This is a genomic window from Pseudomonas sp. S2_E02, assembly GCF_054668355.1.
This window is the reverse complement of the sequence record NZ_CP162761.1, coordinates 2,259,428-2,283,169: the sequence shown is the minus strand read 5'-3', so window position 1 is coordinate 2,283,169 and position 23,742 is coordinate 2,259,428. Positions and strand designations below refer to the sequence as shown.

16 protein-coding genes and 1 pseudogene are annotated in these 23,742 nt (G+C 60.7%); 10 read left to right on the top strand and 7 right to left on the bottom strand.

All coding sequences use genetic code 11. From position 1 onward, the window contains the following. Positions 1 to 32 precede the first annotated feature (32 nt). Complete coding sequence (locus tag AB4O01_RS10110; protein WP_093433809.1) at positions 33 to 1,604, top strand: sensor domain-containing diguanylate cyclase; 1,572 nt, start codon at positions 33 to 35, stop codon at positions 1,602 to 1,604. Between the two features lie 186 nt (positions 1,605 to 1,790). Here the strand turns inward: AB4O01_RS10110 and AB4O01_RS10105 are convergent, their stop codons facing one another. After that, a complete protein-coding gene (locus AB4O01_RS10105) occupies positions 1,791 to 2,090 on the bottom strand; it encodes a hypothetical protein (protein ID WP_093433811.1) in 300 nt (99 codons plus the stop codon). A 186-nt stretch (positions 2,091 to 2,276) separates the two neighbouring features. On the opposite strand from AB4O01_RS10105, the gene AB4O01_RS10100 reads away from it, so the two are divergent. After that, entirely contained in the window at positions 2,277 to 2,717 is a 441-nt protein-coding gene (locus tag AB4O01_RS10100; protein ID WP_460091578.1) for a carboxymuconolactone decarboxylase family protein, read from the top strand. A gap of 138 nt (positions 2,718 to 2,855) precedes the next feature. Here the strand turns inward: AB4O01_RS10100 and AB4O01_RS10095 are convergent, their stop codons facing one another. From AB4O01_RS10095 to AB4O01_RS10085, 3 genes are all read right to left on the bottom strand, one after another. Next, positions 2,856 to 4,448, bottom strand: coding sequence for a DHA2 family efflux MFS transporter permease subunit (locus tag AB4O01_RS10095; protein WP_460091576.1), 1,593 nt, complete (start codon positions 4,446 to 4,448; stop codon positions 2,856 to 2,858). After that, on the bottom strand, positions 4,445 to 5,554 hold the full coding sequence (locus tag AB4O01_RS10090) for an HlyD family secretion protein (RefSeq protein ID WP_093433817.1): 1,110 nt from the start codon (positions 5,552 to 5,554) through the stop codon (positions 4,445 to 4,447). Before AB4O01_RS10090 ends, AB4O01_RS10095 begins: the two co-directional genes overlap by 4 nt. Before the next feature lie 96 nt (positions 5,555 to 5,650). After that, positions 5,651 to 6,415 carry an AraC family transcriptional regulator gene (locus tag AB4O01_RS10085; RefSeq protein ID WP_460091574.1) on the bottom strand — a complete coding sequence of 255 codons (765 nt, stop codon included), beginning with the start codon at positions 6,413 to 6,415 and terminating at the stop codon, positions 5,651 to 5,653. A gap of 98 nt (positions 6,416 to 6,513) precedes the next feature. Between AB4O01_RS10085 and AB4O01_RS10080 the strand changes: the two genes are divergently transcribed. The 7 genes from AB4O01_RS10080 (at position 6,514) to AB4O01_RS10050 (ending at position 18,778) form a co-directional block, all read left to right on the top strand. Continuing rightward, positions 6,514 to 7,647 carry an MFS transporter gene (locus AB4O01_RS10080; protein WP_460091573.1) on the top strand — a complete coding sequence of 378 codons (1,134 nt, stop codon included), beginning with the start codon at positions 6,514 to 6,516 and terminating at the stop codon, positions 7,645 to 7,647. Positions 7,648 to 7,755: 108 nt separating this feature from the next. Beyond that, complete coding sequence (locus tag AB4O01_RS10075) at positions 7,756 to 9,483, top strand: ShlB/FhaC/HecB family hemolysin secretion/activation protein (protein ID WP_460091572.1); 1,728 nt, start codon at positions 7,756 to 7,758, stop codon at positions 9,481 to 9,483. A gap of 98 nt (positions 9,484 to 9,581) precedes the next feature. Then, complete coding sequence (locus AB4O01_RS10070; RefSeq protein ID WP_460091571.1) at positions 9,582 to 14,051, top strand: hemagglutinin repeat-containing protein; 4,470 nt, start codon at positions 9,582 to 9,584, stop codon at positions 14,049 to 14,051. A gap of 204 nt (positions 14,052 to 14,255) precedes the next feature. Beyond that, positions 14,256 to 14,633 carry a c-type cytochrome gene (locus AB4O01_RS10065; protein ID WP_460091569.1) on the top strand — a complete coding sequence of 126 codons (378 nt, stop codon included), beginning with the start codon at positions 14,256 to 14,258 and terminating at the stop codon, positions 14,631 to 14,633. 104 nt (positions 14,634 to 14,737) lie between these two features. After that, a complete protein-coding gene (locus AB4O01_RS10060; RefSeq protein ID WP_460091566.1) occupies positions 14,738 to 15,229 on the top strand; it encodes a sigma-70 family RNA polymerase sigma factor in 492 nt (163 codons plus the stop codon). Between the two features lie 40 nt (positions 15,230 to 15,269). Then, positions 15,270 to 16,253, top strand: a complete 984-nt coding sequence (locus tag AB4O01_RS10055) for a FecR family protein (protein ID WP_460091564.1) — start codon at positions 15,270 to 15,272, stop codon at positions 16,251 to 16,253. Between the two features lie 98 nt (positions 16,254 to 16,351). After that, positions 16,352 to 18,778: a TonB-dependent siderophore receptor gene (locus AB4O01_RS10050; RefSeq protein WP_460091561.1), complete on the top strand. Its 2,427-nt coding sequence runs from the start codon at positions 16,352 to 16,354 to the stop codon at positions 18,776 to 18,778. Between the two features lie 85 nt (positions 18,779 to 18,863). Here the strand turns inward: AB4O01_RS10050 and AB4O01_RS10045 are convergent, their stop codons facing one another. Continuing rightward, positions 18,864 to 20,015, bottom strand: coding sequence for an MFS transporter (locus tag AB4O01_RS10045; RefSeq protein WP_186624095.1), 1,152 nt, complete (start codon positions 20,013 to 20,015; stop codon positions 18,864 to 18,866). 325 nt (positions 20,016 to 20,340) lie between these two features. Here AB4O01_RS10045 and AB4O01_RS10040 point away from each other — a divergent pair, with 325 nt between their 5' ends. Further along, positions 20,341 to 21,321: a diaminopimelate epimerase gene (locus AB4O01_RS10040; RefSeq protein WP_460091560.1), complete on the top strand. Its 981-nt coding sequence runs from the start codon at positions 20,341 to 20,343 to the stop codon at positions 21,319 to 21,321. Positions 21,322 to 21,690: 369 nt separating this feature from the next. On the opposite strand, the pseudogene AB4O01_RS10035 reads toward AB4O01_RS10040, so the two are convergent. Next, positions 21,691 to 21,861: pseudogene (locus tag AB4O01_RS10035) on the bottom strand (carboxymuconolactone decarboxylase family protein); the annotation flags it as partial. A gap of 262 nt (positions 21,862 to 22,123) precedes the next feature. Then, a complete protein-coding gene (locus tag AB4O01_RS10030; RefSeq protein ID WP_460091559.1) occupies positions 22,124 to 23,695 on the bottom strand; it encodes a glucan 1,4-alpha-maltotetraohydrolase domain-containing protein in 1,572 nt (523 codons plus the stop codon). Positions 23,696 to 23,742: the final 47 nt, after the last annotated feature.

Below are 23,742 nucleotides of genomic sequence, written 5' to 3'. Positions count from 1 at the left end.
GCGCCCTTGTCGTACCTGCCCAGGACTTGCTTTTGCCTATCCCCATTCACGACCCACATCAGGCCCCCGGAGGCACCCTTAAACGCCTGCCGCTACGCAAAGCGGCTGTGCTGTTTATCGTTGCGGTGGGGTTGTGCCTGTCCGGTTTGCTGTACCTGCAACTGGAGCAGTCGCGACGCCAGGATCTGGCGGTGGCAAAAGTCGCGTCGAGCAACCTGACCCGGGCGATGGCCCAGCAGGCCGAAGACACGTTTCTGGCTGCCGATCTGGTGATGACCAGCCTGGTCGACTGGATTCAGGAGGACGGTTACGGCGCCGCGCAGAAGCCGCGTCTGCAGAGAACCTTCGCCCGGCGCGTGCAGCAACTCGATCAGTTGCACGGCATGTTCCTGTTCGATCGTGATGGGCAGTGGGTGATTACCTCATTTACTGATCTGCCCCGTGGTAATGGCGTGGCGGACCGCGAGTATTTCAAATTCCACCAACAGAACGCTTCGACGCTGGCGCACATCGGCCCGGCGATTCGCAGCCGCGAGAACGGCGAGTGGATCATCCCGATTTCCAAACGCGTCAATGATCACGCCGGCAATTTTCAGGGTGTGTTGCTGGCCGGGATCAAGATGTCGTACTTCGACCGCTTCTTCGAAAGCTTCAGCCTCGATGACCAAGGCATCATGTTTCTTGGCTTGAGCGACGGCACTTTGCTTGCCCGCCGTCCGTTTGATGAGAGCCTGATCGGCACGTCGCTGGCGCAAGGACGGATTTATCGCACGTTGCTGCCCGAGGCGGCAGCCGGCACGGCGATGATCAATTCGGTGGTCGATGGTGTTGTGCGTTTGTACGGTTATCGACGCTTGTCGGCGTATCCGTTGGTGGTGTCGTCTGCGACCTCGCGCGACACGATTCTCAAGGGCTGGTACGAGCGTGCGTTCCAGTCGAGTGTGATTGTCGCGCTGGTGATTCTCGGCGTCGGCCTGTTTGGCTGGGTGTTCATTCATCAGGTGCGCGACGGCGAACGGATCGAAAAAAACCTGCGCAAGGCCCAGCGCGCACTGGAGCAGATTGCGACCCACGACAGCCTGACCGGATTGGCCAATCGACGTTTGTTCGAGCGTTCGCTGGAGATCGAATTTGCCCGGGGCGCGCGGCAGGTCAGTCCGGTCAGCCTGATCATGCTCGATATCGATTTCTTCAAACGCTACAACGACGCCTATGGCCACGTCGCCGGGGATCACTGTCTGACCCAGGTTGCTCAGGTGCTGCGGGCGTGCTGTCAGCGCAAATCCGATCTGGCAGTACGTTACGGTGGCGAGGAGTTTGCGGTGCTGTTGCCGGACACCGACATCAACGGCGCGTTGGCAATTGCCGGGCAGATTCGACGCAGCGTGATCGACAAGCACATCACCCATAGCGGCTCGCCGACCGGGTATCTGACGGTGAGTCTGGGCTGCTATTCATTTATCCCGAGCGGCAATGACAGCCTGGAAGTCTTTATCCAGCGCGCCGATGCGGCGCTGTATCAGGCGAAAAATGCCGGGCGTAATCGTGCGGCAGTGTTGTCGCTGGACAGCGGCCTGGCCGAATTGATGCGCTCGGACCGCTGATCCAAAACCTGGCACAAACCCTGTGGGAGCGAGCTTGCTCGCGAAAGCGCAGTGTCAGGCGATGAAAATGTTGGCTGATCCACCGCCTTCGCGAGCAAGCTCGCTCCCACAGGGATTTTCATCAGGCCAAGGTTATGTGAATACCCAAACAATCAAGAGTTTTCACCACGGGTGGCTCTTGTTCGTTCAGCCGCCAGTGCCACCGCCCGCACCGCCAGTCCCGCCACCTGCCGAACCTGTGCCGCCGCCAGCCCCCGAACCAGAACCACTGGCGCCACCATTGGTGCCAGTCCCGGAACCCATCCCCGAAGACCCGCTGCCACCGGAAGGCGCGCCCGGCGTGTTGTCTGGCGGCGTGGTGGTGCTGGTCGGTCCGCCGGATTTGGTGCCGGTAGCGTCAGCGCCGTCGTTGACGGCGAAGCTCGCGGTCGATGCCGTGGCCAGCAGCCCGGCGAGTAATAGCGAAGTGAGTTTGCGCGTGATCATGATCCGTCTCCACAAGGGGTCTGTACCTGATATTGGTCTGACGCGCAGAACCCTTGGTGCCGGGTGGCTGACGAGCGGTCAGCAGCGAAACCGAGTGGCCTCCTGATCTTCGGCAATATTGGCTATTTGCCGGACCGGGTGTGAGGGCTAACGTAACCACACATTCACTTGCTACCCGGAGCTACCATGCAACCTCGTGCCGATTTCTACACCGCTTCCCCAGACGCCTTGAAAGCGATGATGGCTTTGGAAGCGGCGGTGTCCAAACTGCCGCTGGAAAAGACCCTGATCGAACTGGTGAAACTGCGCGCTTCGCAAATCAACGGCTGCGCGTTCTGCATCGACATGCACACCACCGATGCGATCAAGGGCGGCGAAACCCCGCGTCGGCTGTTCGCGGTCACCGCCTGGCGGGAAGCGCCGTTCTTCAGCGACCGCGAACGCGCCGCGCTGCTGTGGACCGAATCGCTGACCCAACTGAGCCTGACCCACGCACCGGACGAAGATTACGACGTGGTTGCGGCGCAATTCACGCCGAAAGAAATGGTCGATTTGACCGTGGCGATCAGCACCATCAATAGCTGGAACCGTTTGGCCGTAGGTTTCCGCAAAACCCCACAAGCTTAAGCCTCAACGCATAACCCCTGTGGGAGCGAGCTTGCTCGCGAAAGCGGAGTGTCAGATAACAACCATGGTGACTGACACGACGCCTTCGCGAGCAGGCTCCCTCCCACAGGGGAACTGGGCATGGCCAGAAAATAGTGATCAATGCCCATCCGCACTCGGCGCCGCCGGTGGTTGCACCTTGCGCATCAAGGGCACCATCGCCGTGGCGATGACGAAGCACACCCCGATCATCAGAAAGGTGTCGCCGTAGGTTTGCGTCTGCGCCTCGCGGTAGGTCAGCAGCCACAACTGGCGCAGGCTGGCGGTGACACCGACGTCGCCACTCTGGCCCAGCGCTGCAAGGTTGCCGCCGACCTGTGACAGCCACTGATTCATCGCTTCATTGCTGCTGTTCAAGTGTTCGGCCAACCGCGTGAAGTGCAGGTTGGTGCGGTCGTTGAGAATGGTCGCGCACGCCGCAATACCAATCGCCCCGCCTAGATTGCGCATTAGGTTGAACAGACCCGAAGCATGCTTCAAACGTGCGGGCGCCAACCCACCCAAAGTCAACGTCACCGCTGGCGGCACCGCCAGTTGCTGGGCAATCCCGCGCAACGCTTGCGGCAGCATCAATTGCCCCGCACCCCAGTCGTGGGTGATCGGGCTGAACTCCCACATCGACACCGCGAACAAACCCAGACCGATCATCATGATCCAGCGCAGGTCCATGCGGTTGGCCAGAAAGGCATACAGCGGAATCGCCATGATCTGGAACACGCCAGTGGAGAAAACCGCCAGACCAATGTCCAGCGCGCTGTAGCCGCGTACCCGGCCGAGGAACAGCGGCGTCAGGTAAATCGTCGCGAACAGGCCGATGCCGGTGACAAACGAAAAGAAGCAGCCGAGGGCGAAATTGCGATCCTTCAAGGCGCGCAGATCAACGATCGGATTGGCCACGTGCAAGGTCCGGCCGATGAAGGCCAATCCCGCAAGGCCGCTGATCCACGCCGTGGTCAGAATGGTCTGGTCGCTGAACCAGTTCCAGCGCGGGCCTTCTTCAAGGGTGTATTCCAGGCAGCCAAGAAACAGCGCGAGAAACACCATGCTCAGATAGTCCGCGCCTTTGAGTAGCGACAGTTCCGGCTGGTCGATTTTCACCAGCATCGGTACCGCTACAGCGACGAAAATCCCCGGCACCAGGTTGATGTAGAACAACCAGTGCCACGAAGAAATATCAGTGATCCAGCCACCGATTACCGGTCCCAAGGTCGGTGCCAATGACGCAACGGCGCCGATGGTTGCCGCAGCGATCACCCGCTGTTTGCCGGTGAAGAAAAAGAACGCCGTGGTGAACACCAGCGGAATCATCGAGCCGCCGAGAAAACCTTGCAGCGCTCGAAAAGCAATCATGCTCTGGATGTTCCAGGCGACGCCGCAGAGCAGGCTGGCGAGGGTGAAGCCGACCGCCGAAGCGCAGAACAACCAGCGCGTGGAGAACACGCGCGACAGCCAGCCCGACAGCGGAATCACGATGATTTCGGCGATCAGGTAACTGGTCTGCACCCACGCGGTTTCATCGGTACCGGCGGACAGCCCACCGCCGATATCGCGCAGCGACGCCGAGACGATCTGGATATCCAGCAGCGCAATGAACATGCCGATGCACATGGTCGCGAAGGCGAACACCTTGGTCGCGGTCGCCATGTCCGCCGCGTTGAATGGCTGTGCCGGGGCGGTGAGGGTGGTGCTCATGGCGCGACGGCCACGGCGCTGGTTTCCGGTTGCGCACGGGTGTCGACTTCTGCCGTTACCGAGAGGCCCGGACGCAAGTGACCGAGCACGCCGTCAGCCGGGTCGAGGAGGATCCGCACCGGCACCCGCTGGACGATTTTGGTGAAGTTGCCGGTGGCGTTTTCCGGCGGCAGCACGCTGAACTGCGAGCCGGTCGCGGGGGCGAGGCTGTCGAGACGACCGTGGAATTCCTGGCCGGAGAGCACGTCGGCACGGATGCTTACGCGCTGCCCGGGTTTCATCCGCGCCAATTGGTCTTCCTTGAAGTTGGCATCGACCCACAAGCCGCTGGCCGGCACCACGGACAACTGTTGTGAACCGGCCTGAGCGTAAGCGCCAACCCGCGCGCGGCGATTGCCGATCACCCCATCGACCGGCGCGCGAAGTTCGGTGTAGCCGAGGTTCAGTTGCGCCAGATCACGTTCGGCCCGGGCTTGTTGAAGGGCGGCGCGGGCCTGTTGTTTTTGCGTATCGATCACTGCCAGTTGGCGTTGCGCGGCAAGCAGTTCGGCCTGGGCGCGGGCACTGAGGGCTTGCGCTGTTTTGAAGGTCGCGTCGGCGCGTTGTGCGCTTTCCACCGACACCGCATTGGTCGTCACCAGGCGTTTGTAGCGCGCGTTGTCATCCCGCGAGCGTGCGGTTTCTGCGCCAGCGGCGTCGATGCCGGCGCGGGCCTGACCGATCACCGCTTGTTGCAGTTGTTCGGTGGCGTCGAGGTTGGCCAGCAGGGCTTCTTCGGCGGCAACGGCGCCTTCGGCCTTGGCGAGGTTGGCGCGATAGTCGCGGGCGTCGAGGCGGATCAGCACATCGCCGGCCTTCACGTGCTGGTTGTCGGTGACCAGCACTTCGTCGATGTAACCGGCGACTTTCGGCCCGATCACCGTGACGTCGCCACCAATATAGGCATCGTCGGTTTCTTCAAGAAAACGCCCCGCGCCCCACCAGTGCATGGCGTAAATACCGGCGAAAATCAGCGCGAGCAATCCTGCGCCCGGAAGCAAAACTCGTTTAAGCAGAGGCGGCTTGGTCTTTACCACAACAGGTTCGAGGGTGGGCATGCTGGTCATGGCGGATTACCTGCGTAAGCGGATCGTTATTACGGCTGTAATATGACGTAGGTAATATTTAGTGGCAAATTATTTCTGGTGCCAATCGTCAGTTGTTCACTTGAGCCAGTGGCCCGGCGTGCTGCCGGTCATGGTTTTGAAGAAGGCGATGAAAGCGCTGTCGCTGGCAAAACCCGATTCGAACGCGCAGTAACTCAGGCTGCGCCCGGTGGCGAGCAATTCCATCGCGCGCATCAAGCGCCACTGCTGGCGCCATTGCTGATAACTCATGCCGGTTTCGCGCTGGAAGATTCGCCCGATGGTGCGGCTGCTGGCGCCGACCTGCTGCTCCAGCACTTGCAACTCCGGAGGCAGACGTTCAGGCGTTTTCAGCAGTGGTGCCAGGCGCTTGTCCTGAGGTAACGGCAGCAGCATCGGTTGCTGCGCCGCTTCAGCGATTTCGCTCAGACACAGGCCGAGCAGGTGGGAGAGTTTGCCCTGCTGCCAATTGCTGGCGAAATCTGCCAGCGCCATCGGTTCCAGCACCGCACGCAACAACGGGCTGACTTCAATCACGCAAACCTGCTGCGGCAGTGCGCTGCACAGCTCGGGGATCAAGTAGATCGAGCGGTAGTCGACGCTCTGTTGCATCACCGCGCGATGGCTGACACCCGGTGGAATCCACGCCGCCCGCGACGGCGGCAGCAGGCACAGTTGCTGCGCCAGGGTAATCCGCGTGCAGCCTTGGCGCGTGTACAGCAGTTGGCCGCGTTGATGACGGTGCAGACCGGAATCGTGATCGCCCAAGGTCGAGGCGATACCGATCACGGGTGCGTCATAGCGATCTGCATCAAACGTTGCGTGGGCGTCGAGCCAAGCCATGGGTTGTCCGGTTTCAGCGATAAATTGGCAAGATCTGGATAATACGCCAGTCAGCGATTCTTAAACTCCTCGGCGGTTTATGAGAGGAGTGATGAAGCATGAACAACAGACATTTCTTGTGGCTGGCGATTGCGCTGCTGATGTTTCCGCAGATCGCGCAAACCCTTTACAGCCCGGCGCTCGGTGATATCGGGCGGGTGTTTAACGTTGGCCCGCAAGCCGCCGCGCAGACGTTGTCGGTGTATTTCCTCGCGTTTGCCGTCGGGGTGGTGGTGTGGGGGCGTTTGTGCGATCGCATCGGTCGACGCCCGACGATGCTCGCGGGCCTGGCCATCTATGCGATTGCCACGCTTTCAGGCGTGCGGGTCAGCAGTTTCAACGGCTTGTTACTGACGCAGATGTTGGCGGCCTTCGGTGCGGCGGTGGGTTCGGTGGTTACGCAGACCGTGTTGCGCGACCGCTTCAAAGGCGCCGAACTGGCGCAGGTGTTTTCGTTGGTGGGCATCGCGTTGGCGGCCAGCCCGGCGCTTGGCTTGTTCACGGGGGCTAGTCTGGTTCAGGCCTTCGGTTATCGCGGTGTGCTTGGCGCGTTGCTTTTGTTGGCAACGCTGTTGTGGCTGTGGAGTTGGTACACCTTGGCGGAAACCCGGTCCCAGCCAACGTGCCATGTCGGTCTGTTCGAAACCCTCGGGCGCATGCTGCGTGACCTGGGTATCTGGCGTTCGGCGCTGTGGATCGCCTCATTCAACGTGGCGCTGTTCAGCTATTACAGCCTCGCTCCGTTCATGTTTCAGCGGCTGGGCGTGGAAGCCAGCGGGTTCGGCTACAGCGGTGTGATCCTCGCGCTGGGCTCAGGTTTTGGAGCATGGCTGAACCGGCGTTTATTGACGGCCGGGTTCAAGGCATTGCAGTTGATTCGCCTTGCGGCTGGCATCGCCTTGCTCGGTGGTGTGGGCGTGTGGTCGCTGCAGAACAGTGTCGCGTTCGTCCTGCCGATGCTGTTGGTGGTATTGGCGTTCGGCTTGGCGATCCCGAACATTCTCGGTTCGGCCCTCGCCGATTATGCTGATCGGTTGGGCACCGCCGGGGCGTTGTTGGGCTTGATGTATTACCTGCTGATCGGCGCGGGGCTGATGCTCGCCGGCTGGTTTCAGGCCCTCGGGGAAACCCTGATAACGTGCAGTGCCGTGGCCTTGCTGCTGACAATAAAGTCTGGCAAAGCAATTGTTTAAGAAATGTAAGCGCTGTAGGAAGCGTCTTGCTTTTGTGTGGGATGGCTCCGACTATCACGATCATTGATGACATGGCATTACGCCATTTTATGATCGCAAGGAAGTTGCGTGCCGTTTCCGTTTCGCGCTGTTTTTCGTCGTTGTTCCACGCGCTGCCCGCTGTTGTCGGCCTTTGTGTTGAGTGTCTGTGCCTCCTCGATTGAAGCTGCCGAACCTGTCGCGCCGGGTCAGGAAGTGCTGCGCCAGCAGCAACAGCAGCAGCGCGATCTGCAGCAACTGCAACTTGAGCAAAGAAAGCGGCAACTGGAACGCGGCGCGTTCGGCCCGGCGCCGGTCACCCCGGCCATCCCGCCAACCGTCACCGCCGATGAACGTTGCTGGCCGTTGAGCGGTGCGCGCATTGGCGGCGTCACGCTGATCGACAGCGACCAGCTCAACGCGCAGATCAAACCGTTGTTGGCGCCGTGCATGGGCGTCGGCCAGATCAATCACCTGCTGGCCACCATCACCGCGATCTACGTCGACAAGGGTTACATCGCCAGTCGTCCGTATCTGCTCAGCGCACCGGCAGCGGGGCAGTCGCTGGATATCCGCATTGACGAAGGCTACATCGAGTCCATCGAACTGGCCGATCAGAGCCTGCCGGTGTCGCTCGGAGGCGCGTTTCCAGACATGCTCGGCGAGCCGCTGAATCTGCGCGATCTGGAGCAGGGCCTCGATCAACTGAATCGCCTGCGCTCGATCGATCTCACCGCCGACATCGCCCCCGGAAGCCAGCCCGGTGCCTCGCGGATCATCCTGCGTTCGCGCACCTCCGCGCATTCGCGCTGGGCCTTGAACGCGGGGTTCGACAACCTCGGCAGCGCCAGCACTGGACGTGATCGCGACACCGTCAGCCTGAGCCTCGACAGCCCACTGCAACTCAACGACTTGTTGAGTCTCAGCGCCAGCGACACCCTCAATCAGGGTGACCGCTACAGCCGCAATGCCAGCCTGTATTACGCGATCCCTTACGGCTACTGGACTTACAGCGTGTTCGCCAGCCACGCCGAATATCGCGCGCCGTTCAAACTGCCGAGCGTGACCTTTCACAGCACGGGCATCACCGATCAGGTCAGCCTGCGCGCCGACCGTGTGTTGTGGCGCGACCAGAGCCGTCAGCTCAGCGCCAACCTGCAACTGGCGCACAAGGATGTCGACAGCTACTTGCAAGACGTTCGCCTTGGCATTCAAAGCCCGACCCTGACCGTGGCCGAGGCCGGGCTCAATCTGTTTTGGCTCGACCGCGCGGTGTGGAACCTTGACGTCAATTACGCCCAAGGCTTGCGCTGGTTTGGCGCCGACGATGACTCACAACATCAGATCAACAACCTGCCCAGGGCGCAGTTTCGTAAGTACCGCGCCGGCCTCAGCCAATGGCGTAACGGTCAGTTCGGCGCGCAGGCCTGGCAGTGGCAGAGCCAACTCAATGTGCAATACAGCCCCGATCCGTTGCCGGCCATCGAACAGTTGCTCGGCACCGACGATTCAGCGGTGCGCGGCTATCGGGTCAGCAGTGCCTCCGGCGCCAGCGGCGCGATCTGGCGCAACACCTTGCGCCTGCCGCTGCGCAGCGAATGGCCGTTGCAGATCACCCCGCGGGTGGGCCTCGACCATGGCTGGATCAAGGCCGATCACGGTGCGCAGGGGCAACGCCTGAGCGGTGCCAGTGTCGGCCTGAATCTGGGCTGGAAGAACCTGCAAGTGGACGTCGATTACCAACGCGCCCTCAACACCCCGAACGGTCTGCAGCACGAGCCTGAAACCTGGCTGATGCGCGTGGGCCTGCAAATCTGAACAACGCAGTGAACAAACAGCCGTCGGATCTGAGCGCGTCAGCCACGGCCAAAGACTAAACGCGCGACGTGATGCCGTACTCACATGGAGACGTTTTTATGCCAGCACACACCTTTGCATTTCATCTTTCCCCTCGGGGCAAATTGCGCTGGGCGATTGCCAGCCTGTTCTTCGCCGTGCACCTGCCGAGCGCGATGGCCGGCGGCGTCGTGGTCGCACCGGGGCCCGGCGGCACCGCGCAATTGCAGACCCAGGGCGGTGTGCCCATCGTCAACATCGTCGCGCCCAACGGTTCGGGCCTGTCGCACAACCAGTTCCTCGACTACAACGTCGACCGCCAGGGCCTGGTGCTGAACAACGCCTTGCAGGCCGGGCAATCGCAACTGGCGGGGCAACTGGCGGCTAACCCGCAATTGCAAGGGCAGGCGGCGAGCGTGATCCTCAACGAAGTGATCAGTCGCAATCCGTCCGCCATCAATGGCGCGCAGGAAATCTTCGGTCGTGCAGCCGATTATGTGTTGGCCAACCCTAACGGCATCTCGGTAAATGGCGGCAGCTTCATCAACACGCCGAACGCTAATCTGGTGGTCGGTCGCCCGGAACTGAATGACGGCAAACTGCAAAGTCTGAACAGCCGCGATGCCAGCGGTCAGTTGCAGATTCAGGGCGGTGGCCTGCGCAACGGCGAGGGCTCGATCAACCTGATCGCGCCGCGTATCGACAGTCAGGGCGCGATCACTGCGCGTGATCAATTGAACCTCACGGTCGGGCGCAATCAGGTCGACTACGCCAGCGGCCAGGTGAAAACTGTTGATCCGGCGGGCAACACCGGCGATCAACGCATCGACGCCAGCCTGTTCGGCGCGATGCAGGCCGGGCGCATCAATATTGTCAGCACCGCCGAAGGTGCCGGCGTGCGGGTGGGCGCGGTACAAGTGGCCGGGCGTGACGGCGTGCAGATTCGCTCGGCCGGTGACCTCAGTGTCAGCGGTGAAGCCGTGGCCAACAGCCTCGACGTGACCCGCGCCGGTATCCGCAGTAGTCAGGGCGACGTCGGCTTGCACAGCGGCAAGGATCTGACGTTGGCCGCTGCCGATGTCAGCGCTCGCGACGTCACCGTCGAGGCGAAACGCAACCTGACTTTGTCCACGGTCGAAAGCCGCAAGCTTCAGGAAAAGCGCGAAAACTGGAACAACAGCACCATCGGCATCACCTGGGAAACCTACGACCGTACCCAGACCGATAGCGAATCCCGTCAGCACGGCAGCCAGATCATCGCCAGCCGCGACGCCAAACTTGCCTCCGGCAAAGACACCGAACTGAAAGCCGCCAAGGTCGAAGCCGCGAAGCATCTCGACGTGCAAAGCGGCGGCGATCTGCGCCTGACTGCCGCTACCGAAAGCCATACGCAGACCGATCAAGGCAACCACCGCAAACACCTGTGGAAAGCCGACTGGAACAGCAGCAGCGAAGAACAGCGCAGCGTCACCAGCCAGTTGAAGGCTGGCAATATCGCCCTGCAAACCGCCGCGCTGTTGCGCTCCGAAGGCGCCGAGTTGAGCAGCGCCGGCGACCTGCAACTGGGCGGCAAACAAGTGGAAATCGCCACCGCCACACGGACTAATCGCAGCAGCGACAATCGCTATTCGGGTGATTTGGTCGGCGGTGGTTTCTTCGGCAAGACCGGCGATGCCGACAAGGGCAAGACCCAGCATCAGGGCAGCAAAATCAACGCCACCGGCAAACTGATCGTCAAGGCTGACGACGTGCGCATCAGCGGCAGCCAGGTGCGCGGCGGCACCGACGCCAGCGTGATCAGCGACAAGGGTTCGCTGGTGATCGATGGTGTGCAGGACACCTCGCACAGCAACAACCACGACAAGGACAGCAAATTCTTCGGCATTACCAAGGACGAGTCGCGGCAGAACAGTAAAGACAGCAGCACCGTGCGCAGCGAACTGGTGTCCGACAGCAACCTCAAGCTCAAGAGCGCCAAGGACATCGAGCTGGCTGGCTCGACGGTCAAGGCTGACGGTGCGCTGACGGCCGACGCAGCGGGTGACGTCAATGTGCATTCGGCGCAGAACACTCACGACAGCACTGACACCAAGCAAACCCGTGGCTTCGATGCGTACGCCAAAGAGCAAACGCCAGAGCAGTATCGCGCCGGGATTCATTACGAGGACAAACAGCAAACGGTTACTCGCAACGACGTCACCCAGCAGGGCTCCAGCCTCAGCGGTGGCAGTGTGCAGGTGAAGGCGGGCGGTGACGTTACGCTCAAAGGCGCAGAGGTGAAATCCACCGCTGGCGACACGACATTGAGCGGCCAAAACGTGTCGTTGCTGGCCGAAGCTGACAGCCACAAAACTTCCACCGACACCTCCAGCACCGGCGGTGGTTTCTACTACACCGGCGGTCTCGACCGTGCTGGCAGCGGCGTCGATTTCGCCCACAGCACAGCGCAGGATTCCACCAGCAAAACCACCGCGCAAACCACCAGTGTGCAGAGCAGCGGCGGTTTGACCATCAATGCCGACAAACTCGCTACCGAAGGCGCACAACTCAAGGCCGGCACCGGCCTGAACGTCGCCGCCAACGAGATCGACAACCGTGCGGCCAGCAACACTGATAGCAGCACGCATAGCGAGAGCAACTGGTCGGCGGATATCGGCGCCAACGTCGAGTACAAGGACATCGCCCGGCCGATCGCCGGCGCGGTCAAGGATGTGCTCAACGGCAAGGTGCCGGACAAGGACGCACTGGCCAACCTCGGTCAGCCGAATGTCGGTATCGACGTTGCGGTCGGTCACGGCAACGCCAGCAAAACCGAGCAGAGCAGCAACGCCGTGGTCAGCCGTTTTGATGGCGGCACCGTCGATGTGAAAACCACTGGCACGCTGCATGACCAAGGCACGCAATACAACGCCAGCGCCGGCCAAGTGAACATCAGCGCTGACAAACTGCTTGCCGACGCTGCGAGCAATACGCACAACAGCAGTGCCAGCGCGGTGGATGCCAAGGTCGACGTGCGCGTCTACACCAAGACCGGCGAAGACGTGAACGTCGCTGGCAGCGGCGCGGGTGGTAGCAGTGCGTCGAGCAAGGACAATTCCACCGCCGTCGTCGGCGCTTATGCCGGTAGCCAGGGTGTGAACATCAAGATCGGCGACGATGCGCAGTTCGAAGGCAGCCGTTTCGATGGCGGGCAGGGTGGTGTGAGCATCAATACCGGTGGTGATCTGGCGCTGAATCAAGCCAATGACCGTCAAACCAGCAATGACACCAGCCTGCGCGGAACTGGCTCGCTGACGGTCGGCACGTTGCCGGGCACCGATGGCACCAACGTCGATCTCGGCGCCGGTTTCCAGCTCGATCACACCGGCAAGCAAAGCACTGATACCCAGGCTCACGTTGCGAGCATCAGCGGCAACGGTCCGGTGCAGTTGAGCAGCGGTGGCAATCAGCTGCAGCAAGGCACGAAAATCGACAGCGCTGGCACCATCGATCTGCACGCCGACGGCAAACTTGATCTGCAAGCAGCCACCGACACCCACACCGCCAGCGGCAGTAATCTCGGCGGTGGTTTGAAGGGCGGCGGCAGCAAAACCAGCAGCGAGAAGAGTCGTGATCAGGGCGGCAATCTGAGCGGCAATTTCAATATCGGTCGGGTCAACGAGGATTCGAAAACCCTCAGCGGTGGCCAGCTCAACAGTCAGAGCGGCGTCGTCTTGAGCAGTGACTCGATTCACCTGCAAGGCACTCAGGTCAGCGCATCGAACGTCAGCATCGACGCGCAGAAGGGTGGCTATGTCCAGGAATCGGCGCAGTCCACCGACCACCGCAATAACTGGAATGTCGCGCTCAACGCCGGCGGCAACCTGAGCAGCAAAACTCCGACTGCCGAGGATGAGAAGGCCAGCAGCGATCACGGCTTCAACGCCGGGGCCAAAGTCGGCGTGGATTACTTGCAGGGCAGCACGCAGCAGAACAGCCAGATCAAGGCTGACAGCGTGGTGTTGAACAGCGCCGGTGATGCCCTGCTGGCGGGTGCGCGGATTGACGCGAAAACTGTCAGCGGCAAGGTCGCGGGTGATTTGACCGTCGAGAGCCGTCAAGACTCGAGCAACCACGCCAAGGTCGATGTCGATCTGGGCCTGACCGCGAAGAAAAACCCGCCGAGTGACAAAGAGAAACTTGCCGGTACCGACTACAAACCAACGCTGAAAGCGCAGGGTGAGTACGCGCATAAGGACAGCGTGGTGCAGGCCTCCGGGATCAGTGCCAACCAAAGCGTGAATCTCGCGGTCGGCGGCGCCACGCAACTGACCGGCGCGCGGATTTCGGCGCCGCAAGGGAAGGTCGATCTGGGTGGTTCGAAGGTCAGCAGCACGGATCTGAGTAACCGTGACTACGGCGTGAAAGCGGGCCTTGATCTGCCGCATAAAGCTGAGGAAAACGCACCGAAGGTTTCCCTGGAAAACGGCAACCTGAAAGTCGGCCCGGTCACCCTGAGCGGGCATCTGGACACCCAGACCCTGCAAGCCGGGATCGACGAAAAAGGCTAAAACAAACGGTAGTGGATGTGCCAGATCTGCCATCCACCACCGAACAATGTGGGAGCGAGCTTGCTCGCGAAAGCGTCCATTCAGTCAATGCAGTAAGTGACTGGTGAACCGCATTCGCGAGCAAGCTCGCTCCCACATTGTTTTGCGCCAGACGTTAAATCTCGCGCATCATGCGCGACCTTAAAGACGCCAGGGAGGCAAACAATGAAAACAGCATTCGTCGCTGTACTCGGGGCTTTGTTGATCGCCCAACCATCCGTGTCCTTCGCGGATAACAGCAACGGCAAAAACCTCTATGTGCAGCGCTGCGCTGTGTGCCACGGCGCCGATATAAAAGGCACCGGGCCGCTGGCGCACAAAAGCAATCCGCCCACACCTGACCTGACAACGCCCGCGTTCAAAAAACGCCTGAATGAATATCCGGGGGTGATTGTGTCGTCGATCATCCTTCGCCCGAACGGCAACCTGATACCGAAAACGCTGAAGGAAAACGGGGTAAAAATACCGCCGCATGCCTGGAGTGTTAAGGATCTGCGCGATCTGCATGAATACATGAGTGGAGTGATTTCGATAAAACGCTGAGCTGCACAGGTGACCCGGACGGTCGTTCGAGGAATCCATTGCTTCGCCTTAATAGGAAGCATTACTATTCACGCCCCTTTCCTCAGCACGCCGCCAAAACCCCCATGCGTCCCCGCAGACCCGGCTTTTTCGAGCACTACGAAGAGTTGATCGGCACCTGGACTCGTCGCCTGCGCAATCGCGCGCAGGCCGAGGATCTGGCGCACGACACCTTTGTGCGGGTGCTTGAGTCCGATTCGGCGGCGGTGCAGCAGCCACGGGCGTATTTGCACCAGACCGCGCGCAATATCGCGGTCGACGGTTATCGGCGTGAGGATCGGCGCGGCGCTATGGAGTCGCAGGACATCGATCACAGTGAGTCGTCAATCGGCGACCCTGAGCATTACATGCATGCGATCCAACTGGCCGATTCCATCGAACGGGCGCTCAGCGAGTTGCCGATCAATTGCCGGAAGATTTTTGTCTGGCAGAAGATCGAAGGCCTGACTCAGGCGGAAATCGCCGAACGCCTGGGGCTGTCCAAGAACATGGTCGAAAAGTATATGATCCGCACCCTGCGCCATCTGCGCGATCGCCTCGACGGGTTGCAGTCATGAGCCGCTGCTCCCTTTCATCTTCAGCCCAACAGGACATTCCATGATGGAGACGCGTGCTTGCGCGTGCGGGCAAACAACGGTGCGCGATGACGCGGCCCGCTGGTTTGTGCGTTTGCAGGAGCCGGCCATTGAGGCCGACGAGCAGCAGCGCTTTGACGCCTGGCTGAATGAACATCCGCAGCACCGTGACGAATTTCAGTTGCTGCAGGGCTTGTGGTCGGCCGCCGATCTGCTCCCGGCGCCACGCCTCAAAGCCCTCGCTGAAACCCCGCCGAACCGTCGCCAACGCCGTCCGTTGTTGCGTTATGCGGTGGCTGCGAGTGTGCTGGCGGTGGCGCTCGGGCTGGGCTTGTTCAGTGGTTTGAATCATCCGGGCGGTTACCGCGCCGAGTTCGCCACGGCGTTGGGCGAGCGTAAACATGTGGCACTGCCGGACGGTTCGGTGATCGATTTGAACAGCCGCAGTCGCTTGCAGGTGCGCTTTGAACAGGATCGGCGGCTGATCGAGTTAAGTGAAGGTGAGGCGATGTTCAGCGTCGCGCACGACACTTCGCGACCGTTCGTGGTCGAGGCCGGTAGCGGCAAGGTCACGGTCACCGGCACGCGTTTTGATGTGCGCCGCGACGTCACGCAGACCCGCGTGGCGGTGGAGCAGGGCACGGTGAAAGTGCAGGGCCGTGATGCAGCGGATGATCAGTTCATCAGCCTGAGCGCCGGCCTCGGCACCCACGTCGATGCCCAAGGCCAGGTCGCCGCCGCCTATGCGGTCAACCCGGCAGAACTGACGGCATGGCGCAGCGGCAAACTGGTGTTCAACAACGCCAGCCTCAGCGAAGTCGCGGCCGAAGTGTCGCGTTATCGTGAAAAGCCGTTGACCGTGACCAATCCGGCCGTGGCCAGTCTGCGCCTGACCAGCGTGTTCAAATCCGACAACACCGATGCCTTGCTCAAAGCCTTGCCGAGCATCCTGCCGGTGGCCGTTCGCACCCTTGCCGATGGCAGTCAGGAAATAATCGCAAAATAAAATTCAGGTTTTTTTCGAGTTCAGCGTCTTCCTGTACAACTGCAACTGGTTTGCATTAACAGCCGCACACTCTTGCGATCCACAGGACTACGTACGACGTGAAAAACACCCCTGCCAACAACAAAAAATTCCCTTGGCTGCCGCTGGCTCTTGCGCTGGCGGTCAACGCTGGCATGCCGCTGGCGTTCGCCGGTGAAGCCATCCATATTCGTGCGCAGCCGCTGGGCCAGGCCTTGAGCGAACTGGGCCAGCAGACATCGCTGCAAGTGTTTTTCAGCCCGGATCTGGTCGCCGGCAAACAGGCCCCGGCGGTCGACGGCGACATCTCCCCGGAGCAGGCGCTAAGCCAATTGCTGCAGGGCAGTGGTCTGGATTATCAGATCAACGAAGGTTCGGTGACGCTGTCGCCGGCCGCAACCTCCACCGCTGGCAATGGCCCGCTGGAATTGGGCGTCACCGACATCAAAGTGGTCGGCGACTGGCTCGGCGATGCCAACGCTGCCGTGGTGCAGAATCACCCCGGCGCGCGCACGGTGATCCGCCGCGAAGCGATGGTTGAACAGGGCGCAATGAACGTCAGTGACGTGCTCAAGCGCGTACCGGGCGTGCAAGTGCAGGATTCCAACGGCACCGGCGGCAGTGATATTTCGCTGAACGTCGGTGTACGCGGTCTGACCTCGCGTCTGTCGCCGCGCTCCACCGTGCTGATCGATGGCGTGCCGGCGGCGTTTGCCCCTTACGGCCAGCCGCAACTGTCGATGGCGCCGATATCCTCGGGCAACCTCGACAGCATCGACGTGGTACGCGGCGCCGGTTCGGTGCGTTATGGGCCGCAAAACGTCGGCGGGGTGATCAACTTCGTCACCCGGGCGATTCCGGAAAAAGCCACTGGCGAAATCGGCACCACGCTGGAAACCACTCAGTACGGTGGCTGGAAACACATCGACACCGCGTTCCTCGGCGGCACCGCCGACAATGGCATGGGCGTGGCGTTGCTGTATTCCGGGGTCAACGGTAATGGTTACCGCGAGCGCAACAACGGCAACGACATCGACGATGTGCTGCTCAAGACCCACTGGGCGCCGACCGATCAGGACGATTTCAGCCTCAACTTCCACTACTACGACGCCACGGCCGACATGCCCGGCGGTCTGACACAGAAGCAGTACGACGCCAAACCGTACGACTCGGTGCGGGACTACGACCAATTCACCGGGCGGCGCAAAGACGTGTCGTTCAAGTGGATCCGCCAGATCGACGAGCGCACTCAGGCGGAAATCCTCACCTACTACACCGACAGTTTCCGTGGCAGCACCATCGCCGCCCGCGACCAGAAAACCCTCAGCTCGTACCCGCGTTCGTATTACACGCTGGGCATCGAGCCACGGGTATCGCGGGTTTTCGATGTCGGCCCGACCACGCAGGAAGTCAGTGTCGGTTATCGCTACCTGAAAGAGGCGATGCACGAATCGTCGAGCCGAGTGGCGCTGGTCAACAACCAGCCGGTGCTCACGCCGACCTCCGACGGCCATGTGTTCCAGGACCGCACGGGCGGCACCGAGGCCAACTCGGTCTACCTCGACAACAAAATCGACGTCGGCAACTGGACCATCACCCCGGGCATTCGCTTCGAACACATCAGCACCGACTGGCATGACCGCGCCGTGCTCGACACCGCTGGCAAACCGGTGCAGGCGAAAAACCGCAGCATCGAGAGCAACGAACCGCTGCCGGCGCTGAGCGTGATGTATCACCTGTCGGACGCCTGGAAACTGTTCGCCAACTACGAAACCTCGTTCGGCAGCTTGCAGTATTTCCAGCTCGGCCAGGGCGGCTCGGGTGATCAGACTGCCAATGGTCTGGAGCCGGAAAAGGCCAAGACCTACGAGATCGGCACGCGCTACAACGATGACGTGTGGGGCGGCGAAGTGACGCTGTTCTACATCGACTTCGACGACGAGCTGCAATACATCAGCAATGACGTGGGCTGGACCAACCTCGGCGCAACCAAGCACCAGGGCATCGAAGCCTCGGTGCACTACGACATGGCGGCGCTGGATCCGCGCCTCGACGGCCTGACCGCCAACGCGGGTTTCACTTACACCCGCGCTACTTATGAAGGTGAGATTCCGGGCTTCAAGGGCCGTGATCTGCCGTTCTATTCGCGGCAGGTGGCGACCGTCGGTTTGCGTTACGACATCAACCGCTGGACTTACAACATCGACGGTTTCGCTCAGTCGAAACAGCGCTCGCCGGGCACCGGTGTGAATGCCGACGGCAGCTTCAACGGCAACTACATCACCGAAGGCACGGCAGATGGGCAGTACGGCGACATTCCGGGTTACGTGACCTGGAACGTGCGTGGCGGGTATGACTTTGGGCCACAGGTGTCGAATTTGAAGCTGGGCGCCGGGGTGAAGAACGTCTTCGACAAGCAGTACTTCACCCGCTCCAGCGACAACAACTCGGGGATGTATGTGGGCGCACCAAGGACGTTCTTTGTGCAGGCCAGTGTGGGTTTCTGATAGACCGCATCAGCTTCTTCGCGAGCAGGCTCGCTCCCACATGGATCACTGAAATCCTGTGGGAGCGAGCCTGCTCGCGAAGCTTTTAGACTTTAAGAACTTTCCCGCCAATGGCCACTGCCACCAACAGCACCGCCATCAAGCCAAAGGCAAAACTCAAACTGCTGGCATGGGCGACAAAGCCGATCACCGCCGGCCCCGCCAGAATCCCTGCATAACCCAGTGTGGTAATCGCCGGCACGGCGATGCTCTCCGGCATCACCGTCTGCTTGCCCACTGCCGTGTACAGCACTGGCACGATGTTCGAGCAGCCAGCGCCGACCAGCGCATAACCCACCAGCGCTGCTTCCCAGCTCGGCGCGAACGTCGCCAGAAACAGACCGGCAGCCGCCAATAAACCACCAAACAGAATGATCCGCGTGGCACCGACCAGCCGCACAATCCGGTCACCCATCAAACGTCCGGCCGTCATGGTCAATGCAAACGCCGCATAACCCAGCCCTGCGTACGCCGTGTCGATCCCGCGTTCCTGCGCCAGAAACACCGCACTCCAGTCCAGTGCCGCGCCTTCGGTGAGAAAGACGATGAAACACATCCCGCCGATAAACAGCACGATGCCGTGGGGGATGGCGAACGCCGGCCCAGAGCTTTCACTGCCGTAGGGCAACATGTGCGGCACGCATTTGAACAATGCCGCGATCAGCACGACAACCACCACCAGCATGGCGGCCAGTGGCGTCAAACCCAGGCCGAGCAAGGCACTGACACCCGCCGCGCCGACAATCCCGCCCAGACTGAACAAACCGTGAAAACCCGACATCATGTTCTTGCCGCTGGCGCGTTCGACGATCACCGCTTGCAGGTTTACCGTCGAATCCACCGTGCCGAGGCCAGCGCCGAACATGAACAGCGTGGCAATCAGTGCCGGTATCGACGACACCGTGGCCAGCAACGGCAGCGCCGCGCAGATCAACAAGGTGCCGCCGGTAGCGACGCGCCGACAGCCGAAGCGCGTGGCCAGAATCCCCGCCAGCGGCATCGCCAGAATCGAACCGACCCCCAAGCACAACAACAGCAAGCCCAACGTGCCTTCATCCAGTCCGGCGCGCGCCTTGGCGTACGGCACCAAGGGCGCCCACGCGGCGATGCCGAGCCCGGCGATGAAAAAGGCGATGCGCGTGGACATCTGTTGCAGGCGTCCGGGGACGAAAGTGTCTTGGGGGTTGAGGCTGGTCATATCGATCCTTGGCAAAAAACTTCGCGTCCCCGAAGGACAGTGATTCAGCGACGAGGTTCGATCGCCGGCCATTCGGGGAAGTACAGGCAACATCCTACCCTGTGGGAACGGAGGCTCACCAATATGCGGTCATGCACATCTCCCTGTGGGAGCGGGCTCACTAATCAGCGGTCATGCACCGATTCCTGTGGGAGCGAGCTTGCTCGCGAAGGCGGTGTGTCAGATAAAGAAAATATCGGCTGACACACTGCATTCGCGAGCAGGCTCGCTCCCACAAGGGATTGCGTTTTACAGTGGCCTTCTTCGGCGACAGGGGCAAACACTGATGACGCAATTCTACGATGCACGGGGCAATATCTATGGCGTGATCTCGCCCACCGAATTACGCGAGGCGGGCATCGATTTGCCATCCGGCGCCACCGAATGCGCCTCGTCGCATCAGTCCTGGAGCGAAGCAGCGATCAAACTCTGCTGCGACTGGCCCGAAGGCCAACGCCCGGCGAACAGCAAATCCCACCGTAGCGACGGCCTGCTGATCGGCCCGTTCCAGACATCGCCGCCATTCGACGTGTTGATCGTCAACACCGACGGCACCCTCGCCGAGCGCAGCGGCAATGGCTTGACGATTTTCTCGCAAGCGCTGACCGAGCAAGGCTTGATGCCGGAGGAGGGCGCGTTGTTGCGCGTGCATCACGACAAGGGTGACGCCGTGGAGACCTTGGTGAAACCGGCCAAAGTCGAAGGCGTTGAAGGTTTCTGGCTTGATCTCGGTCAACCGCGATTCGGACCGGATGCAGTCGCTGCGCAGACTGTTCAAGGCATTGAGTTCAATGCTCGGGACGTGAGCCACGTCCAGCCCTTGGCACAACTTGATCCCGACTGGGCACACAGCCAATTCGTGCGCATTGGCAATCCGCATTGCGTCACGCTGCTCGGTGACGCCGCGGCGTTGCCAAGCAATGAGCAGATGCGTGAATCGCCGCTGAGCGAAGGCCTGACCCAGGTTGCCTACGCCATGCCTGTCGGCGCTGGTGATCCATGCGCGGCGGGCGTCAATCTGCAATGGGCGGTGCTAGAGTCGTCGCAAACAATCCTTGCCCGTGTGTTCGAACGTGGCGAAGGGCCGACGGCCTCATCCGGCACCAGCGCGAGTGCGGTAGCGTGCGCGGCATGGCGGGTGGGTTGGGTTGCCGCAGGAGAAGTGCAAGTGGTCATGCCCGGAGGTACGGCGCCGATTTTGCTCGAAGAAGCGCACGGAGAATTGCTGCGTGTCAGACTGTTCGGTACGGCGCGGTTGATGGACTGAATTCAAAACCGCCATCGCTGGCAAGCCAGACTCCCACAGGGTTTTGTGGTGAACACAAATAGTATGTTCAAACACATAACCCTGTAGGAGTGAGCCTGCTCGCGAAAGCGGTCTGTCTGACGCGATGATGCCGAATGTGCCGACCTCTTCGCGAGCAGGCTCGCCCCCACATTGGATTCAGGTGGGCACGAATAATGTGTTCACACAAAACCCTGTGGGAGCCTGGCTTACCAGCGATGAGGCCCTCAGAGTTAGCCCGTCAGTGAGCCTTGAACAAAGTCACCGACATCACCCGATCACCCTGTACCGTCAACCGCAGCAGTGCCAGTGGCGACGGTTCATCCTCAAAGCATTCAACCAGCACTGATTGCCGGGGCGCGCATGCAAATGCCCGTAAACCACACCCACTGCCAACTCGCCCAGGGCGGGCACGGTGTGAAACAGCGCATCTAGTCGAGCGCCGCCATCGGGTACAAGTTCGGTAAAGATATATCGGCCTCCGTGGTACAGCGTGGCCATGGGCAAAGGTTTGTTGTTCATGAGAAATCCTCAAGCAAATGAGGATGGCGGCTGATCAACTACGCACGAACTCCAGCATGAAAAAGCGTACATCCGGGAGGGGGGCGGCCCGTTGCGATGGCGGCCTTCACACCTTAGCTCAATGTTTGCGGGCGCGAACCTGTTAGTTCTTACAGTTTACGGATGCCTCAATCGCAAAGACTCCAGCTGTGTCGATGCCCGATCAGTATTCGGAGGCGAGTACCTTGCCAGCGTGTGCAGGGTGAGCGCCGACAAGTCTTAATCAAAAACGTCCGGCTGTGTCGCTGACATCGCCGCTGGTGAACGAATTGTTCGGGCCGGGTTGCCAGTAGACCGGCGAACCATTCCGTCCGCGCACAACGCATTTCCATTCGAGCGCCTGCTGCCCTGGTACTTCGATGTTCGTGCTCCAGCGATTGCCGGCGGAAGTCAGCGCAACCCCGTGCAGCGGATCCCACGCCCCCAGCTCCAGTGATGAGCCAACGGCGTAAACCCCTTCACCGGATTGCGGGTTAGCATTGTCGCAATGAAGGCTAATGTTGACTGCTGCAGACTGCACGGGTGTGCTCCAGATGCGAATATCACCGTTGTCCCAGGTCAGCGTCGGTACCCCCATGCCTTCGGGCAAGCGTTGCAGGTCGGATTTGAGCGCTATCACCAGCGTGCCACGCGCTCCTGAAGTGGTCCCCACCAGCCCCGAATACTGGGTGTTGAAGCGGATAGGCGAGTCGGCCCGGATAGCAGCATGTTTGCGAAGTTTGATGAGTTGCCGGATTAGCTGGTCGCGCTGCCAATCGTACATATGCGGCCAATAGACCGTCGGCGTTCCAGGGCTGCTGAGGATATAGGCGTAAGCCAGATTGACCAGCGGATCGGGCAGCGCCCAATGATGTTGGCCGCCATTGGCGCCGGGCGAATAGCCGGTGTCATGATTGTCAACGAACGTTACCGCAATCGCACGCCAGGCAGGGTCCGGATTGCCATTCAGGCCGTGGCGCCATTGGGCGATTGAGCCATTCTGCATGCGTTCCTTGAGAGCAAAATCGAACACCGCGCAGTGCGAACGATCAGACCAGTCCTTGAGTACATCCTGCCAACTGGCTGAATGGCGCCAGTCACCTTGCGGATATTCGTCGGGGCCTTTCCAGTTTTCCCCGACGCAGAACTGCTGGCTGCCAAAAGCGTTCATCCAGCGGTCGATTGTCTCCGGGGCGTAACCTCGAACGAAATCGAAGCGCAGGCCCTGGGCACCATAGTTGTCACGCAAATTGATGAATTCGTTCTTGAATGCATTGAAAACCTTGGGGTCAGCGGTATTCAGGTCTGCCGCGCCATCCATGAATGCATCGCCCTCATCACACTGGAGGCAATCATGGCGCCATTCATTGCGCCCTCGGGGAAACATGGACTGGTTGACCCTATCGTCATTCATGTGATTGGGCACCACGTCGTACACGACTTTAACACCGGCAGTGTTGAGTGCCGCCGCGGCCTGTTTGAGTTGTTGATCGCTGCCATAACGGCTGTTTTTGTCGAAGCTGCTCCAAAAATAGCCCTCGCCACCACCGGATTTGCCAGTCGGTTCGCTCCAGCTGGAGGTGTCGGTCCAGACGGGTGGCAACCAGATCAGCGTGAACCCGTCGCTGCTGATCGTGGACGCGTGTTGTGCAAGAACGGAGTACCACGCTACGGCATTACGGCTGGAATTCCAGTGAAAGCCCTGGAGCATGATTTCTTCGCCGCTGCCATTTCGCATCGTGGCGTTCGTCGCGAAGGTCACACTTAGCGTCAGGCAAAGCCATAAAACCTGGGTGAACAGTAAAAGGCGCTTCATGGTTGTCCTCCTGAATCTGTTGATTCCAGAGGACACTGTGAGTCTGT

What these genes read in the sequence shown, in the direction of transcription:
- AB4O01_RS10030 (WP_460091559.1), bottom strand. Translation starts at nt 23,695, where the DNA reads ATGAAGCGCCTTTTACTGTTCACCCAGGTTTTATGGCTTTGCCTGACG.
- AB4O01_RS10100 (WP_460091578.1), top strand. Translation starts at nt 2,277, where the DNA reads ATGCAACCTCGTGCCGATTTCTACACCGCTTCCCCAGACGCCTTGAAA.
- AB4O01_RS10070 (WP_460091571.1), top strand. Translation starts at nt 9,582, where the DNA reads ATGCCAGCACACACCTTTGCATTTCATCTTTCCCCTCGGGGCAAATTG.
- AB4O01_RS10085 (WP_460091574.1), bottom strand. Translation starts at nt 6,415, where the DNA reads ATGGCTTGGCTCGACGCCCACGCAACGTTTGATGCAGATCGCTATGAC.
- AB4O01_RS10045 (WP_186624095.1), bottom strand. Translation starts at nt 20,015, where the DNA reads ATGACCAGCCTCAACCCCCAAGACACTTTCGTCCCCGGACGCCTGCAA.
- AB4O01_RS10065 (WP_460091569.1), top strand. Translation starts at nt 14,256, where the DNA reads ATGAAAACAGCATTCGTCGCTGTACTCGGGGCTTTGTTGATCGCCCAA.
- AB4O01_RS10040 (WP_460091560.1), top strand. Translation starts at nt 20,341, where the DNA reads ATGACGCAATTCTACGATGCACGGGGCAATATCTATGGCGTGATCTCG.
- AB4O01_RS10060 (WP_460091566.1), top strand. Translation starts at nt 14,738, where the DNA reads ATGCGTCCCCGCAGACCCGGCTTTTTCGAGCACTACGAAGAGTTGATC.
- AB4O01_RS10080 (WP_460091573.1), top strand. Translation starts at nt 6,514, where the DNA reads ATGAACAACAGACATTTCTTGTGGCTGGCGATTGCGCTGCTGATGTTT.
- AB4O01_RS10105 (WP_093433811.1), bottom strand. Translation starts at nt 2,090, where the DNA reads ATGATCACGCGCAAACTCACTTCGCTATTACTCGCCGGGCTGCTGGCC.
- AB4O01_RS10055 (WP_460091564.1), top strand. Translation starts at nt 15,270, where the DNA reads ATGATGGAGACGCGTGCTTGCGCGTGCGGGCAAACAACGGTGCGCGAT.
- AB4O01_RS10095 (WP_460091576.1), bottom strand. Translation starts at nt 4,448, where the DNA reads ATGAGCACCACCCTCACCGCCCCGGCACAGCCATTCAACGCGGCGGAC.
- AB4O01_RS10090 (WP_093433817.1), bottom strand. Translation starts at nt 5,554, where the DNA reads ATGACCAGCATGCCCACCCTCGAACCTGTTGTGGTAAAGACCAAGCCG.